Raw genomic sequence first — 13876 nt, 5'->3', positions numbered from 1 at the left:
GCCCTGGTCGGAACCGTCGAACGGTGCGCCCGCGGTGTGAGATCCCTCACTTCGGCGGGCCGGGCGCCTGTCGTCCGCGCCGCGGCCGGGCCCGGTGGGGAGGGCGGTCTGGCCGAGCGGGGGCTTCCAGCGGCGTCGGAGGGGTGGGGGCTGCCGCGGGCCGGGGCCGGGGCCGGGGCCTCGGTTCCGGGCGCGGCCGAAGCCGTCGCGGCCGGATCAGCGGGCGTGTCCGGCGGCCACCGCGGCGGCGGTGCGGACGAAGGAGGCCAGGGCCGGGGAGCGGGAGCGGGAGGGCCAGGCGAGGACCAGGGTGGTCGGGTCGGCGTCGGGGACGGGGACGCAGCACAGGTCGTGGCGGAGTTGGGTGCGGACCGAGGCGGGGGCCAGGGCCACGGCGCGGCCGAGGGCGACGAGGTGCATCAGCTGGGCGAGGTCGCGGACCTCGGGGCCGGTGCCCGCCCGGCCCTGCCAGCGGGCGGTGGGTTCGTCGGCCAGGTCGGCCGGGCGCAGGTGGGGGCGGTCGGCGAGGCGGTGCGAGCGGGGGAGGACGGCCACGGTGCCTTCGGTGAGCAGCGGTTCGGTGTCGAGCCCGGTGAAGTCCTCGTACGGGGCGTGCAGGAACGCGACGTCGGCGGTGCCGTCCCGGAGCAGGCGGGCCCGGTCGGGGACGTCGCACAGCAGGACCTCGACCGGGACGGCCTCCGGTGCGGCGGGGAAGGCGGCGAGGAGGGCGGGCAGCAGGTCGCCGTCCCCGCCGGGCTTCAGGGCGACCACCAGGCGGGGGCCCGGTCGTCCGGCCCGCCGGGTGCGGCGGACCGCCGCGCTCGCCGCGGCCAGGACCGCGGCGGCCTCCTCGGCGAGCACCCGGCCCGCTTCGGTCAGCGTCAGCCGGTGGTGCTCGCGCAGCAGCAGCGGGACGCCGATGCGCCGCTCCAGTTGGCGGATCGCGCGGGACAGCGGGGGCTGGGCCATGCCGAGGCGCCGGGCGGCCCGGCCGAAGTGCAGTTCCTCGGCGACGGCCAGGAAGTACGCCAGTTCGCGGGTCTCCGGTCGGTCCATGCCGCCACGGTATCGTTCGCGACCCAACCGGTCCTGTTCACCGGGGGGTTGGGGGTGGTGGGCTGGGGACATGACCGAGGACAGCAGCACCTTCGCCCTGGTGACCGGGGCCAACCGGGGCATCGGCTTCGCCGTCGCCCGACAGCTCGCCGAACGCGGCCTGACCGTCCTGGTGGCCGCCCGGAGCCCGGAGCGGGCCGCGGCCGCCGCCGAGCGGCTGCGCGCCGCCGGGGCCGCGGCCAGGCCGCTGACCCTGGACGTCACCGACCCGTCCGGCGTCCGGGAGGCCGCCCGGCGGGTCGACGCCTGGTGCGGCCGGCTCGACGTCCTGGTCAACAACGCCGGGATCTCCGGTGCGGTGGACCGCCGACCCCCCAGTGCCGCGGCGCCGGAGGAGGTGGGCGCGGTCCTCGGGACGAACGTCCTGGGGGTGCTGGCCGTGACGAACGCGATGCTGCCCCTGCTCCGGCGCTCCGCCCGGGCCCGGATCGTCAACGTGTCCAGCGGGCTCGGCTCCCTCGACCGGCAGACCGACCCGGGCCACTACGTGTCCGCTCTGCCGCCGATGGCGGCCTACCCCGTGAGCAAGGCCGCGCTCAACATGCTGACCGTGCAGTACGCGAGGGAGCTCCGACCGGAGGGCATCCTGGTCAACGCCGCCGCCCCGGGCGCCTGCGCCACCGACTTCACCAGCGGCCTCCCCTTCGCCCGCGACGTCACCCGCACCGCGGACGAGGGCGCGGCGGTCGTCGTCCGGCTGGCCACCCTCGGACCGGACGGGCCGACCGGCGGCTTCTTCGAGGACGACGGCCCGGTCCGCTGGTGACCGGCGCCCGGGTCGGCGGGGCGGTCGGGTTCAAACGGGCGTCGTCCTCCCCCCTGGAAGGGGCCTGTTCGGGGCGGCCGATTGCCAGTAGCATCCGGTCCCGCCGCTGACCTGCGGTGTTCTCGGCGGTGATGCGCAACGAAGAGGTAATTCCGTGCACGACGTACAGGCCCCGCCCGCCGGGCGGCCGTTCTCCGACGACGTGGCCGCCCTGGCTGCCGCGGAGGGGTTGGGCGGGCTCCGCGCCTCGTTCGCCCCGAAGCGCCGCAGTGCCTGGAGCATCCTGGGCCTGGCGGTGTTCGGCCTGTTCGGCCTGTTCGTCTTCGTGCTGCCGGGCCTGTTCTTCCTGTGGCAGCTCTGGCAGACGCCCAACGTCAACCGGAAGCAGGCGGCCCGCCGGATCCACTGCTTCGAGCACGGGCTGGTGCTGGACGAGCCGGGCGGCCCGCTCGCGTTCCGCTGGGACGCGCTCTCGGTGCTGCAGCGGATCACCCGGCGGTACGTGAACGGGATCTACGTCGGGACGTCCTACGAGTACCGGCTGTTCCGGCCGGACGGGGTGAAGGCCCGGCTGACCGGCTTCTACGCCGACCCGGAGGTGTGGGGAGCGGCCGTGCAGCACGAGATCACCCGGGCCCAGCTGCCGGGCGTGCTGGGCCTGCTGGGCGGCGGCGGGACGGTCCACTTCGGCGACATGGTGGTGAACGCCGCCGGGGTGGCGACGGCCAACCGCAGCGGCGTGCCGTGGGGCGAGGTCGAGCAGGTCGAGGTCAGGCGCGGCACGGTGGCGGTGCGCCGGGCGGGGAAGTGGCTGCCCTGGTCGAACACCCCGGTCCACAAGATCCCGAACTTCTTCCTGTTCCTCTGCGTGGTCGACGAACTCCGGGCCCGGAACGGCGGATTGTAGGTACTCGGGACGGGATCGGCGGAAGGCCGGGGAATCCCTTTGGGAATTCTTTGTATTTCTTTTGGGTCACGCCCGCTGGATATCGCGGCGAATGCCGGGAACGCCCGATTCGGGCCTGGATAGGGTGCGCGCACCGTCGTCGCAGGGCGACCCAGACCAGAGGAACCCATGTCCACTCCGCAGACCCCCCAGCCCGAGTACCCGACCACTCCTGCGGCGCCCGCCGCCCCCTTCGAGTACGCCGCCGCGCAGGCTGCCGCCGACGCCCCGAAGAAGGGCGGCAAGGGCAAGAAGGTGCTCGGCATCATCGGGGTGATCGTCATCGGCGTGGCGGTCAAGGTCGGCGTCGGCTCGCTGTTCAGCGACGACCCGGTCCGCGCCAAGGTCGGCGACTGCGCCGTGGTCGCGGGCACCGACAAGAACCCGGACTTCAAGGTCGTGGGCTGTGACGACGCCAAGGCCAACACCAAGGTCTCGAAGGTCATCGACAACAGCTTCGACGTGAACGCCTGCGGCGACGACTTCGTGGCCATCGCGCAGCAGAAGGGCACCGAGAAGTTCGTGCTGTGCCTGACGCCGACCGAGAAGTGACGCCGACCGAGAAGTGACGCGGCGCGTGCGGTGACGCGGCGCGAGCGGTGACGGCGCGGCCCCGGCGGGAAGTTCCGCCGGGGCCGCGTCGCGTCGCGGGGTCGGGCCCGTCAGCGGGAGAGCGCGGGTCCGACCGGGGCCCGGTCGGGGTCGTGGGCGGGGGCGGCCGGGGCGGGCTCGGCGGGGCCGCGGCGGTACTCCTGGACGGCGGCGGCCAGGACGGCGAGGGCGGCCAGGACCATCAGGCCGGAGATCAGCCGCCACTCGTTCGCCGACCAGTGGTACTTCCGGTAGTGGTCCGGCAGTTCGTAGTACAGGAACGGCAGGTAGCTGGCCAGCGAGGACGCCTGCACCAGGATCGGCACGTACCAGAGCCGGCGCGGCATGTGGAAGGCCACCACCAGGCTGAGCACGTCCGTGATGTAGAAGTACCGGTCGTGCATCGAGGGCAGCAGCATCGGCACGGTGACCGCCGAGGCCAGCGCGGTCAGCAGGACCTGGTTCGGGGTGAGCGAGGCCCCGGTGGAGGCGCGGCGCACCGTGCGGCGGCCGGTCCGGGAGAACACGGCCAGCGCGGTCAGGGCGATCACCACGACGGCCGCGAACGCCACGCCGACGGTGCGGATCAGGTCGGCGGTCTCGGTGCTGCCGGGGGTCTTGACGAAGTGGTAGAGCGACGGGGCGTTGAGCGCGAGGCTCTGGTAGGTGCCGGTCTGGCGGCTGTAGACGGTGAGCAGTTGGACCGGGTCCGCGCCGACCAGCAGCGCCGGGACGTCCAGTGCGAGGTAGACGGCCGGGATCGCCAGCAGGCTCTGCCACTTGACCTGCCGGGTGACCACCATGACCAGCAGGAACGGGAAGACGAAGACGGTCTGGAGCTTGAACGCGAAGGCCAGGCCGAACAGGGTGCAGGCCCACCACGGGCGGTGCCGGAGCACGAAGTAGACGCCGCCCACCACGAACGAGGCGTAGATCGAGTCGGCCTGCGCCCACCACCCGCTGTTCGCGGCGACGGTCGGCAGCAGCACGGCCAGCAGCGCCGCCGCGAACGGCTGCCACGCGGAGCGCCCCGGGAAGCGCAGGGCCACCAGCTTGAACACGAAGAACGCCTGCAGCAGGTCGAAGGCGACGGAGAGCGCCTTGATCCCGGTGAGCGCGGAGACCGGAAGGTGGGTCAGGCCGGCCAGCAGGTACAGGTACGGGACGTTGTAGTCGGCGAAGCCGGGGTCGCTGAGCGCCCGGAGGCCGCCGTGATCCGCGATGTAGTGGTACCAGGTCTGCAGGAAGACCTGGTAGTCCACCGATTCGGCGTGCCACTTCGGCAGCCGGGCGGTCAGGCAGGCGGCCACGACGACGGCGGCCAGCAGCAGGCGGACCGCCGGTCTCGACAGCGCTCCCCGCGCTTCACCGGATATGTTCGGTGCGCTCACAGACGATCTCCCCGGATACGGGGGAGCGCCACATCGCCCCCCGAACACAATTGGCACACATCCTAGCCGTCCTGGGTAACGGGCCGGGCGGAGCAGGGGGGTGCGGGGAGCGCGGGCCGGGGTGCGGTCAGGCCGGGTGGGTGAGGCGGTGGACGGCCGGGGCGGAGACCACCTGGACGGTGTCGGTGCCGGGCAGCCGGAGGTGGGCGAAGCCGCCCTCCAGGGTGAAGTCGACGTCCTCGGCGCGGTCGACGGGGGTGCCCGTGGCGTCCAGGACGGTGTAGCCGGGGCGGAGTTCGACCGTGCCGCGGCGGGGGTGGGGGGTCATGCCGGGACCTCCGGGAAGTCGAGGGCGGGCTGCGCGAGGTGGTTGAAGTAGTTGGAGAGCGTGTTGAGCGCGACGTGGGCGGTGATCTCGGCGAGTTCGGCGTCGGTGACCCCGGCCGCGCGGGCGGTGGCGAGCTCCTCGTCGGTGACCCGGCCGCGGCGGTGCAGGACGCGGTCGGCCAGGCGCAGCACCGCGTCGGCGTGCGGGTCGGTGTCGTCGGCGCCCTGGCGGGTGCGGGCGAGCTGCTCCTCGTCGAGGCCGAGCAGGCGGCGGCCGCGCAGGGTGTGGGCGCTGACGCAGTAGGTGCACCCGTTGTGCTGGGCGGTCAGCAGGGCGAGCTGTTCGCGCAGCTTCGGGGTGAGGGCGCCGTTGCCGAGGTGTTCGTGCAGGGCGAGGTAACCGCCCAGGGCGGCGGGGGAGTTGGCGAGGGTGGCGTACAGGTTGGGGAGCCGTCCGAGGCGGGCGCGGGTGCGTTCCAGCAGCCCGTCCGGGTCCTCGGTGAGCAGTGGCAGGCGTGGCATCGTCCCCTCCGGATGGTACCGATCGGTTCCGTTCTGACGCGACAGGACGGTACCGATCGGTACCGAAATCCGTCAACCACCCGCTAGCCTGGGGGACATGGCCACCCACGCACGCGCCCGCCTGCTCGACACCGCCGAGGCGCTGTTCTACGCCGAAGGCGTCCGCGCGGTCGGAGTCGAGCGGATCCTCGCCGAGTCCGGCGTCGGCCGCGCCTCCTTCTACCGGCACTTCGCCGGCAAGGACGCCCTGGTCGTCGCCGTCCTCACCCGCCGCGACCAGGCCTGGCGCGACTGGCTCGCCGACCGCGTCACCGCCCTCGGCGGCCGCCCCCTCGACGTGTTCGACGCCCTCGCCGAACGCTTCGCCCGCGCCGACTTCCGCGGCTGCGCCTTCATCAACACCATGGTCGAGACCGCCGACCCCGACAGCCCCGCCCACCGGGTCGCCGCCGCCCACAAGCGGCAGGTCGTCGACTACGTCGCCGCGCTGCTCGCCGACCGGGGCCACCCGGCCGACCGGGCCGCCGACCTCGCCCACCGGATCGTCCTGCTGATGGACGGCGCGATCGTCACCGCCCTGCGCGAGGGCACCCCCGCCCCCGCCGCCGAGGCCCGGACGATCGCCGCCGCCCTGCTGGCCGCCGAGCCGCCGCCGGGGCCGGGACTGGAAGATCCGTGCGCGGAGCCCGCCGCCCGCGGGTGATCCGTGCGCCCGGACCGGACGGGCGGGCGACGGCGCGAGGATGCCGGGGAACCGTCCGCTCCCCGTCCACCCAGGAGGCGCACCCATGTCGGCCGACGTTCACCCCCCGCTCGACGGACTCCGCCGCGACGCCGCCGCGCTCCACCCCGAACTCGTCGCACTGCGGCGCGCCCTGCACCGCGAGCCCGAGATCGGACTCGACCTCCCCCGCACCCGGGCCCGGGTCCTCGCCGCCCTGGACGGCCTCCCGCTGGAGGTCACCCTCGGCGAGCGGCTCTCCTCCGTCACCGCCGTGCTGCGCGGCGCCCGCCCCGGCCCCGCGGTGCTGCTCCGCGCCGACCTGGACGGCCTGCCCGTGCAGGAGAACACCGGCCTCCCGTACGCCTCCCAGGCCCCCGGCGCGATGCACGCCTGCGGGCACGACCTGCACACCGCCGCGCTGGTCGGCGCGGCCCGGCTGCTCGCCGCCCGCCGCGAGGAGTTGGCGGGCAGCGTGGTGCTCATGTTCCAGCCCGGCGAGGAGGGCGGTGGCGGCGCCGCCCTGATGGTCGAGGACGGCGTCCTGGACGCGGCCGGGGAGCGGGTCGCCGCCGCGTACGCCCTGCACGTCGGCGCCGCGCTGCTCCCGGCCGGGTACGTGGCCGGGCGGCCCGGGCCGATCATGGCGGCCTCCGACACCCTGCGCGTGGTGGTGCGCGGCCGCGGCGGCCACGGCTCCAGCCCGCACCTGTCCACCGACCCCGTCCCGGTGGCCTGCGAAGCCGTGCTCGCCCTACAGACCATGGTCACCCGCCGCTTCGACGCCTTCGACCCGGTCGTGCTGACCGTCGGCACCTTCCACGCGGGCACCGCCGAGAACGTCATCCCCGACGAGGCCGCCTTCGGCGCGACCGTCCGCTCCTTCTCCCCCGCCGCCCGCGAGCGGGTCCTCGCCGAGGCCGTCCGGCTGGTCCGCGGCATCGGCGAGGCGCACGGCTGCCAGGTCGACGCGGTGGTCGAGCCCGGCTACCCCGTCACCGTCAACGACCCGGCCGAGGCCGCGTACGCCGAACGCACCGTGCGCCGACTGCTCGGCGAGGAGCGCTACGTCGAGATGCCCCGCCCGCTGGCCGGGTCCGAGGACTTCGGCGTGCTGGCCGAGCACGTCCCCGCCGCGTACGTCATGGTCGGCGCCTGCCCCGCCGACGCCGACCCGTTCACCGCCGCCTACAACCACTCCGCCGAGGCCCGCTTCGACGACGGCGTCCTCGGCGACGCGGCGGCCCTGCTGGCGGCGCTGGCGCTCGGCAGGCTGCGGTGACCCGGCCGCGACGGCTCAGGGCTCGATCGGGACGTAGCCGGTCCGGCGGCCGTCCGCGGTCAGCAGGTGCCCGACCAGCTTGAGGGTGCGCAGGGTCACGTGCCGGTCGTGGACCCGGATCGCCGGGTGGTGGTGCGCCAGCTCCTGCTCGATCCGGCGCAGGTCCGGCAGCTGCGGGGCGATCAGGTACAGCGCCAGGTTCGCCGGGCCGACGGTGACCGCGCACATCCGGGTCTGCGGCAGCGCGGTCAGCCGCCGCACCGCGTCGGGCAGGTCCGCGGGCGGCACGTCCAGCCACAGCATCGCGCCCACCGGGTGGCCGGTGACCCGCGGCGAGGCGTCGCAGCGCAGCACCGCCCGCCCGGAGCCCCGCAGTTCGGCCAGCCGGCGGCGCACCGTGCTGGCGGGCAGCCCGGTGCGCGCGGACAGCTCCGCGTAGGGCATCCGGCCGTCCGCGCCCAGCGCCCGGATCAGCGCCAGGTCCTCCTCCACCCGCCGGTCCGCCACCGGCCGGGCCGCCCCCGGCGCGGGCGCCGCGATCGCCCGCCGCTGCTCGGCGTCCAGCGCCCCGTTGGAGAAGCGGCTGCCCTCCACCAGCGTCCGCTCCACCAGCGCGGTCCGGGTGCGCAGCACGCCGGGCACCGTGCCCAGCCGCTCCAGCAGGTACGAGGTCAGCGAGCCGTGGTCGTACGCGGCGACGGTCAGCAGCAGGTCGGCGTCGCCGGTGACCAGCTCGATGCTGGCGGTCTGCGGGTGCCGGGCCACCGCCGCGGCCACCGCGCCGACCCGGTCGGCGGGGCAGTCGACCTGGACGAGCGCGGTCAGGCCGCGGCCGATCCGGTCCGCCGACGGGTAGCAGGTCACCCAGGCGTCCCCGTTCGCGGTCAGCCGCGCCCAGCGGCGGGAGAGCGTCGCCGGGTCGACGCCGAGCGGGGCGGCCAGCCGGGACCACGGCGCGCGCGGGTCGACCCGGAGGGCGTCGACGAGCGCCAGGTCGAGTTCGTCGATCATGGCTGATCCTTGCGCGGTGTCGGCCGCAGGAACGGATTCGTGCGCGGGCGGTGCGGCGGCCTCCAGGTTAGCCATCCTGGCCGCCACCCCCACACCCTCCGCACCCCCACGGAACCGCCGATGACCGCCACCGTCGTGCCCCCGCCCGCCCGTTCCGCCGGCCCCGTCCGCTCCGCCGTCCTGCTGCTGGCCCTGGTCGAGTCCGCCAGCGGCGTGCTGCAGGGCGGCTTCCCGATCCTGCTGCCCCGGCTCGGCGACCACCTCGGCCTGCGGCCCGCCGACCTGAGCCTGGCGCTGGGCGTCGAGTTCCTGGTCTCGGGCGTCGCCGTGCCGCTCACCTCCCGGCTCGGCGACCTGTACGGCCACCGCCGCCTGCTGCGCGCCACCGTCCTGCTCACCCTGCTCGGCTCGGTCGTCACCGCCCTCGCCCCCGACCTGCCGGTCCTGCTCGCCGGACGGGCCCTGGCCGGGTTCCTGGCCTGCTGGCTGCCGCTGGAGTTCGCGATCCTGCGCGACCGCCTCGGCGAGGAGCGCGGCGGACGCGCCGTCGGCCCGCTGGTCGGCTCGCTCACCGTCGGCTCCACCCTGGGCGCCCTCGCGGTCGGCGGACTCGGCGCCGACCCGGCCGCCACCCGCCCGCTGCTGTGGGCCCTGGCCGCGCTCCCGGCGCTGGTCCTGCCGGTGGTGTGGCGGCTCGTCCCCGAGTCCCGGACCAGGGCCGCGGGCCGGATCGACTGGGCGGGCACCGCCCTGCTCTCGCTCGGCCTGACCCTGCTGCTGTCCGCCCTCGGCGCGAGCGGGGTGCTGCCGGTCGCCGCGACCCTGACACTGCTGGCCGCGGGCGCCGGGCTGCTGGCGCTGTTCGTCCGCCAGGAGCTGCGCACCGACACCCCGACGGTGGGCGTCCGGCTGCTCGCCCGCCGGGCCACCGCCCCGGCCTTCGCCCTCAGCTTCCTGCTCGGCTGCGCCCTGTACGGCGCCCAGGGCCCCACGCTGGCCTTCCAGGCCGCCGACCCGGCCGAGACCGGCTACGGGCTGGGCGCGGTGCCGCTGGTGCTCGGCCTGCTGGTCCTCCCGCAGACCGCCGCCGCCACCCTCGGCGCCCTCACCGCCCACCGGCTGACCCGGCGTCACGCCCCCGCCGCCGTCCTCGCCGCCGGGTTCGCGCTGTGCGCCACCGGCTACGGCGCCATCGCCCTCGGGCACGCGGCCGCCTGGCAGTTCGTCCTCGGCGGCGCGCTGGCCGGCTACGGCGCCGGACTGGGGCTGAGCCTGCTCCCGGCCCTCCTCATGCAGCGGCTGCCCGCCGACCGGACCGGCATCGGCACGGGCGTCTACAACACCCTCAAGTCCCTGGCGGGCGCGGCCGCGGGGGTGGTCGCCGCTGCGGTCCTCGACCACCTGGCGCTCCGGGCGGGCGTGCCCGCCGAGGGCGCTTACACCCTGGTGTGGACGGGCTGCGCGGTGCTGTGCGCCCTGGGCGTGCCGGTCGCCCTGCGGGCACGCTCCTGAGGGGCCCGCATCGAGGGGCCCTCCGGGCCCCTGACGGCGCCTCCCGGCGTTCAGACCTCGTTGGGGCCGGTGAACCCCGGGCCCTCGGGGCGGGGGCGGCCCTGGTCGTCGGTGAGCCCCTCCGGGCCCGGGCTGGTGAAGTCGGGGGAGGAGTAGCCGGGCCCGGTGAACTCCGCGGAGCGTTCGCGGGGGCGCCCCCGGTCGTCGGTGAGGCCCTCGACGCCGGGGCTGGTGAAGCCCGGGGAGGAGTAGGCGGCGCGGCTGTAGCCGGGGCTGTGCAGGTCGGGCGGGGCGGTGCGGGCGGGCGGCAGCGGGGCGACGGGCGCGGCGGCCAGGTTGGCGTGCAGCCAGGGCAGCAGGGCGCGTTCGCGCAGCGCGGTGCGCCAGGCCTCGCGGGCCTCGGCGAGGTCGGCGTGCTGCTGTGGGTCGGCGTGGTCGGGGCCGGTGGAGGCGTCGCGCAGCGCGGTGAGGACGAGCCCGGCGCCGCCGACGAGCAGGGCGGCGGCGGCGATGGCGAGGGCGACGACCCCGGCGGTGACGGTGGAGCGGCCGAGCGCGAGGTCGGGCGCGGCGGCGCGCAGCAGCCAGCCGAGCAGCAGCAGGACGAGTCCGGCGGCGCCCGCCAGGACGGGGGTGAGCACGGTGAGGACGGGGAACAGCCCGGCCCCGGTGGGCGGCGTGCTGCCGGGGTGCTCGGCGAGCGCGGTGCGCAGCGCCAGGTAGTGCGCGTACTCGGGCGCGGCGGGTGCGGCGACGGTGTCGGCGTCGGCGAGCGCCTTGGTGTGGAGCTGTTCGGCGGTGAGGTGCTCGCCGGGTCCGGCGAGGGCCTGTCGGACGCCGGTGTCGCGCAGTGCTTCGTCGAGCAGCCGCGCGAAGTCGGCGCGGTCCTCGGCGAGCAGGCGCGGGGGGTTGCTCATGGGTACCCCGTTCCGCGAGGTCGACGGAGGTCAGTGGCCTCGATGGTAGGGGCGCGCGGGAGCGGGCCGACAGCCTCTTTCCGGAACTTCCGGGTGCTCAGTTCCCTTGCTGGGCAAGGGGAGTGTCGTTCAGTTGTTCAGTTCGGGGCCGGGCCCGCGGGTGTCAGTTCAGCGGCAGCCGGGCGACCAGCAGGCGTCCGTCCATGGTGACGCCGCCGTCCATCGCGATGGCCAGCTCGTCGGCGTAGATGTAGGGGCCGGGGACGTGCGGCGGGGTGCCGTCCTCGGGATGGTCGCCGGTGAGGTACGGGATCGGGCTGTGGCCGTGGACGACCCGGTAGCCGCCGTAGACGGCGAGCAGTTCCTGGGCGGCCATGGTGCCGGCCTGGCCGCGGAAGGCGAAGCGCTTGGTGAACTTGCGGAAGGCGTCCCACCACTCGTCGATGCCCTCGTCGGCGAGCAGGGCGTGCACGGCGTCGTTGACGTCGGCGATGGTCTCGCCGTACTCCAGGTACGCGGTGGTGTCGGAGTGCAGCAGCAGGTGGCCGTCCTCCAGGGCCATCGCGGGCAGCCGGGAGAGCCAGCTGATGTGGTGCGGCTGCAGGCGCTCCAGGTCGTGCTGCTGGCCGCCGTTGAGGCGCCAGGCGGCGAGGAAGGAGGCCGTTCCGGCGGTGGACTGGACGGCCTCGTCGCCGTAGCGGGAGGCGCCCAGGAAGAGCAGTTCGTGGTTGCCCATCAGGGCGCGGCAGTAGCCGCCGGCCGCGGCGGCCTCGGCGGCCAGCTGCATGACCAGGTCGATGACGCCGATGCCGTCGGGGCCGCGGTCGGTGAAGTCGCCGAGGAACCAGACCCGGGAGCGGCCGGCCGACCAGTGGCCCTCGGTGTCGATCAGGCCCTGCTGGTGGAGGGCGGCGAGCAGCTCGTCGAGGTACCCGTGGACGTCGCCGATGACGAACAGCGGTCCGGGGCCCTCGCCGGGCTCGGGCTGCGGGTAGGGGAAGTGCACCTCGACGGGCGGGGTGTCGATCGGCGGGCCGAGCTCGATGGTCGGCGGGTCCTCGTGCGGGGCCTGGCCGGTGGGCGCGTAGTGGCCGGGTACGGGGGGCGCGTCGGCGCCGAACTGGCTTGCCGGGGCCCAGTGCTGCTCCAGGTAGCGGGCACCGCCGTAGGTGCTGTACGTCTCCTCGTACGGGTACCCGGCGGGCTCGGCGGGTTCGAAGTAGGAGCCTTGCGGGAGCACGTCGAGGTCCTGGCGGGGGCGGGGGCCCGAGTGCGGGTGCTCGGGTTCGCGGAAGAGGTCCTCGGGTGTCATTCGCCCATCATAGGAAGCGCACTCTCCCGTCGTCCTCACCTGGTCGGTATCCGATTCCTGTCGGCCCGCCCGCCCGGCCCCGCGCGGGCCCCCCGGCCGTCCGGTCCGTACCGGTCTGGGGTGGTCCGGACCAGTGCCGTCGCGCCCGCGGCTACCCCTCGCCGGGGGCCCGGGGCGGGCTGACGGTGGTGCGCGGGGTGCGGCGCTGCGAGGAGGCCCGGACGATCAGCTCGGTGGGCATCAGGGTGCCGGGCGGCGGGCCCGTCCCGGCGGTGCGGTAGCGCGGCGGGAAGAGCCGTCCGGTGGCGGTGCCGGTGCCCGCGTCGACTCCTTCGATCGCGTCGATCAGCAGGTTGACCACGGTGGTGCCGATCCGACGGGGTTTCAGCGACAGCGTGGTGATGGGGGGTTCGGTGTTGGCGTACACGTCGGACTCGCTGCAGCACACCAGCAGCAGGTCGTCGGGCACCCGCAGCCCGTAGCGGCGGGCGGCCGCCAGCAGGTCGGTGCCGTTCGGGTCGAACAGGCCGTACACCGCGTCGGGCCGGTCGGGGCGGGCCAGCAGCCGGTCGGCGGCCACCGCCCCGGCGGCCGGGTCGTGGGCCGGGTAGGCCTCGTACACGGGCTCCTGGCCGACCCGGTCGCACCAGGCGAGGTACGCCTCGGTGGAGAGCCGGGTGTAGGTGTCGGTGGAGGTGCCGGTGAGCAGGCCGATCCGGCGGGCCCCGGCCGTGCTGAGGTGGTCCAGGATGTTCAGGACGGCGGCCTCGTGGTCGTTGTCGACCCAGGCGGTGACCGGGCAGTTGCCGGGCTTGCCGTCGGAGACCACCGGGACGCCGGACCGGTACAGCTCGGTGACCAGCGGGTCCTGGTCGGGCGGGTCGATCACCACCGTGCCGTCGAGCGCGATGTTGCTCCAGACGTCGTGCCGGGAGGAGGCGGGCAGCACCACCAGGGCGTAGCCGCGGCCGAGCGCGGCGCTGGTGGCGGCCCGGGCCATCTCGGCGAAGTAGGCGAACTCGGTGAAGGTGAACGGCTCTTCGCCGTACGTGGTGACCGTCAGGCCGATCAGGCCGGACCTGCCGGTGCGCAGGGTGCGGGCGGCCGCGGACGGCCGGTACCCGAGTCGCTCGGCGACCTCGCGGACCCGGCTGCGGGTCTCGTCGGGGAGGCGCCCCTTGCCGTTCAGGGCGTCCGAGACGGTGGTGATGGACACGCCGGCGGCCGCCGCGACGTCCCGGATGCCGGCCCGCTCCAGGCGCCGGGACGCGGTGGCCCGTCGACCGTTCTGGTTGGCTGCTGCTGTCATGGCGGACCGATCGTATGGCTCGTGACGGCGCTGCGTGACCGGTTCGCTACCGAAGGTCGGAGATACGTTTCTCCATGAACGCCTTGGGCGGGTGCCCTTCGATCGGCACGGTTTTCCGGCCGCGATACCTCTGACATGTGCCAAAGGAAC

General features: G+C 75.3%; 14 protein-coding genes. 6 read left to right on the top strand and 8 right to left on the bottom strand.

Translation table 11 applies throughout. The features are described 5' to 3' along the window. Positions 1-216: 216 nt before the first annotated feature. Positions 217-1059, bottom strand: a complete 843-nt coding sequence (locus tag ACFY00_RS05710) for a LysR family transcriptional regulator (protein WP_388027601.1) — start codon at positions 1057-1059, stop codon at positions 217-219. A 70-nt stretch (positions 1060-1129) separates the two neighbouring features. Here ACFY00_RS05710 and ACFY00_RS05705 point away from each other — a divergent pair, with 70 nt between their 5' ends. From ACFY00_RS05705 to ACFY00_RS05695, 3 genes are all read left to right on the top strand, one after another. Continuing rightward, positions 1130-1885 (top strand): SDR family NAD(P)-dependent oxidoreductase, encoded by a 756-nt coding sequence (locus tag ACFY00_RS05705; protein WP_388027598.1) that lies wholly within the window; start codon positions 1130-1132, stop codon positions 1883-1885. Between the two features lie 154 nt (positions 1886-2039). Then, entirely contained in the window at positions 2040-2792 is a 753-nt protein-coding gene (locus tag ACFY00_RS05700; RefSeq protein ID WP_388027596.1) for a DUF6585 family protein, read from the top strand. Positions 2793-2960: 168 nt separating this feature from the next. Next, a complete protein-coding gene (locus ACFY00_RS05695) occupies positions 2961-3383 on the top strand; it encodes a hypothetical protein (protein WP_388027594.1) in 423 nt (140 codons plus the stop codon). Between the two features lie 110 nt (positions 3384-3493). On the opposite strand, the gene ACFY00_RS05690 is transcribed toward ACFY00_RS05695, so the two are convergent. The 3 genes from ACFY00_RS05690 to ACFY00_RS05680 all read right to left on the bottom strand — a co-directional run bounded on the left by ACFY00_RS05690 (position 3494) and on the right by ACFY00_RS05680 (position 5662). Continuing rightward, a complete protein-coding gene (locus ACFY00_RS05690; protein WP_388027593.1) occupies positions 3494-4813 on the bottom strand; it encodes a hypothetical protein in 1320 nt (439 codons plus the stop codon). Between the two features lie 127 nt (positions 4814-4940). Further along, on the bottom strand, positions 4941-5141 hold the full coding sequence (locus ACFY00_RS05685) for a hypothetical protein (protein WP_388027591.1): 201 nt from the start codon (positions 5139-5141) through the stop codon (positions 4941-4943). Continuing rightward, positions 5138-5662 carry a carboxymuconolactone decarboxylase family protein gene (locus ACFY00_RS05680; protein ID WP_388027589.1) on the bottom strand — a complete coding sequence of 175 codons (525 nt, stop codon included), beginning with the start codon at positions 5660-5662 and terminating at the stop codon, positions 5138-5140. The genes ACFY00_RS05685 and ACFY00_RS05680 overlap by 4 nt, the downstream gene beginning before the upstream one ends. 97 nt (positions 5663-5759) lie before the next feature. On the opposite strand from ACFY00_RS05680, the gene ACFY00_RS05675 reads away from it, so the two are divergent. Both ACFY00_RS05675 and ACFY00_RS05670 read left to right on the top strand, forming a co-directional pair. Then, the gene (locus ACFY00_RS05675; protein WP_388027587.1) at positions 5760-6365 is read left to right on the top strand and encodes a TetR/AcrR family transcriptional regulator; all 606 of its coding nucleotides are present in this window, start codon (positions 5760-5762) and stop codon (positions 6363-6365) included. A gap of 85 nt (positions 6366-6450) precedes the next feature. Beyond that, complete coding sequence (locus ACFY00_RS05670) at positions 6451-7665, top strand: M20 family metallopeptidase (RefSeq protein ID WP_388027586.1); 1215 nt, start codon at positions 6451-6453, stop codon at positions 7663-7665. Between the two features lie 15 nt (positions 7666-7680). Here ACFY00_RS05670 and ACFY00_RS05665 read toward each other — a convergent pair whose 3' ends face one another. After that, the gene (locus tag ACFY00_RS05665) at positions 7681-8676 is read right to left on the bottom strand and encodes an Lrp/AsnC family transcriptional regulator (RefSeq protein WP_388027583.1); all 996 of its coding nucleotides are present in this window, start codon (positions 8674-8676) and stop codon (positions 7681-7683) included. A gap of 120 nt (positions 8677-8796) precedes the next feature. Here ACFY00_RS05665 and ACFY00_RS05660 point away from each other — a divergent pair, with 120 nt between their 5' ends. After that, a complete protein-coding gene (locus tag ACFY00_RS05660) occupies positions 8797-10188 on the top strand; it encodes an MFS transporter (protein WP_388027581.1) in 1392 nt (463 codons plus the stop codon). Positions 10189-10238: 50 nt separating this feature from the next. On the opposite strand, the gene ACFY00_RS05655 is transcribed toward ACFY00_RS05660, so the two are convergent. The 3 genes from ACFY00_RS05655 to ACFY00_RS05645 all read right to left on the bottom strand — a co-directional run bounded on the left by ACFY00_RS05655 (position 10239) and on the right by ACFY00_RS05645 (position 13726). Continuing rightward, positions 10239-11105: a hypothetical protein gene (locus ACFY00_RS05655; protein WP_388027578.1), complete on the bottom strand. Its 867-nt coding sequence runs from the start codon at positions 11103-11105 to the stop codon at positions 10239-10241. A 163-nt stretch (positions 11106-11268) separates the two neighbouring features. After that, entirely contained in the window at positions 11269-12417 is a 1149-nt protein-coding gene (locus ACFY00_RS05650; RefSeq protein ID WP_388027575.1) for a metallophosphoesterase, read from the bottom strand. A 151-nt stretch (positions 12418-12568) separates the two neighbouring features. Beyond that, positions 12569-13726 (bottom strand): LacI family DNA-binding transcriptional regulator, encoded by a 1158-nt coding sequence (locus ACFY00_RS05645; protein WP_388027572.1) that lies wholly within the window; start codon positions 13724-13726, stop codon positions 12569-12571. Between the last annotated feature and the right edge of the window lie 150 nt (positions 13727-13876).

The organism is Kitasatospora sp. NPDC001540 (assembly GCF_042894345.1).
Lineage (GTDB): Bacteria > Actinomycetota > Actinomycetes > Streptomycetales > Streptomycetaceae > Kitasatospora > Kitasatospora phosalacinea_C.
The sequence above is the reverse complement of the archived record's forward strand: the minus strand, read 5'-3'. Positions and strand labels throughout refer to the sequence as shown.

Bases quoted from the DNA above. Each gene is read 5' to 3' on its own strand.
- ACFY00_RS05710 (WP_388027601.1), bottom strand. From the start codon at position 1,059: ATGGACCGACCGGAGACCCGCGAACTGGCGTACTTCCTGGCCGTCGCC.
- ACFY00_RS05705 (WP_388027598.1), top strand. From the start codon at position 1,130: ATGACCGAGGACAGCAGCACCTTCGCCCTGGTGACCGGGGCCAACCGG.
- ACFY00_RS05695 (WP_388027594.1), top strand. From the start codon at position 2,961: ATGTCCACTCCGCAGACCCCCCAGCCCGAGTACCCGACCACTCCTGCG.
- ACFY00_RS05685 (WP_388027591.1), bottom strand. From the start codon at position 5,141: ATGACCCCCCACCCCCGCCGCGGCACGGTCGAACTCCGCCCCGGCTAC.
- ACFY00_RS05680 (WP_388027589.1), bottom strand. From the start codon at position 5,662: ATGCCACGCCTGCCACTGCTCACCGAGGACCCGGACGGGCTGCTGGAA.
- ACFY00_RS05675 (WP_388027587.1), top strand. From the start codon at position 5,760: ATGGCCACCCACGCACGCGCCCGCCTGCTCGACACCGCCGAGGCGCTG.
- ACFY00_RS05670 (WP_388027586.1), top strand. From the start codon at position 6,451: ATGTCGGCCGACGTTCACCCCCCGCTCGACGGACTCCGCCGCGACGCC.
- ACFY00_RS05665 (WP_388027583.1), bottom strand. From the start codon at position 8,676: ATGATCGACGAACTCGACCTGGCGCTCGTCGACGCCCTCCGGGTCGAC.
- ACFY00_RS05660 (WP_388027581.1), top strand. From the start codon at position 8,797: ATGACCGCCACCGTCGTGCCCCCGCCCGCCCGTTCCGCCGGCCCCGTC.
- ACFY00_RS05655 (WP_388027578.1), bottom strand. From the start codon at position 11,105: ATGAGCAACCCCCCGCGCCTGCTCGCCGAGGACCGCGCCGACTTCGCG.
- ACFY00_RS05650 (WP_388027575.1), bottom strand. From the start codon at position 12,417: ATGACACCCGAGGACCTCTTCCGCGAACCCGAGCACCCGCACTCGGGC.
- ACFY00_RS05645 (WP_388027572.1), bottom strand. From the start codon at position 13,726: ATGACAGCAGCAGCCAACCAGAACGGTCGACGGGCCACCGCGTCCCGG.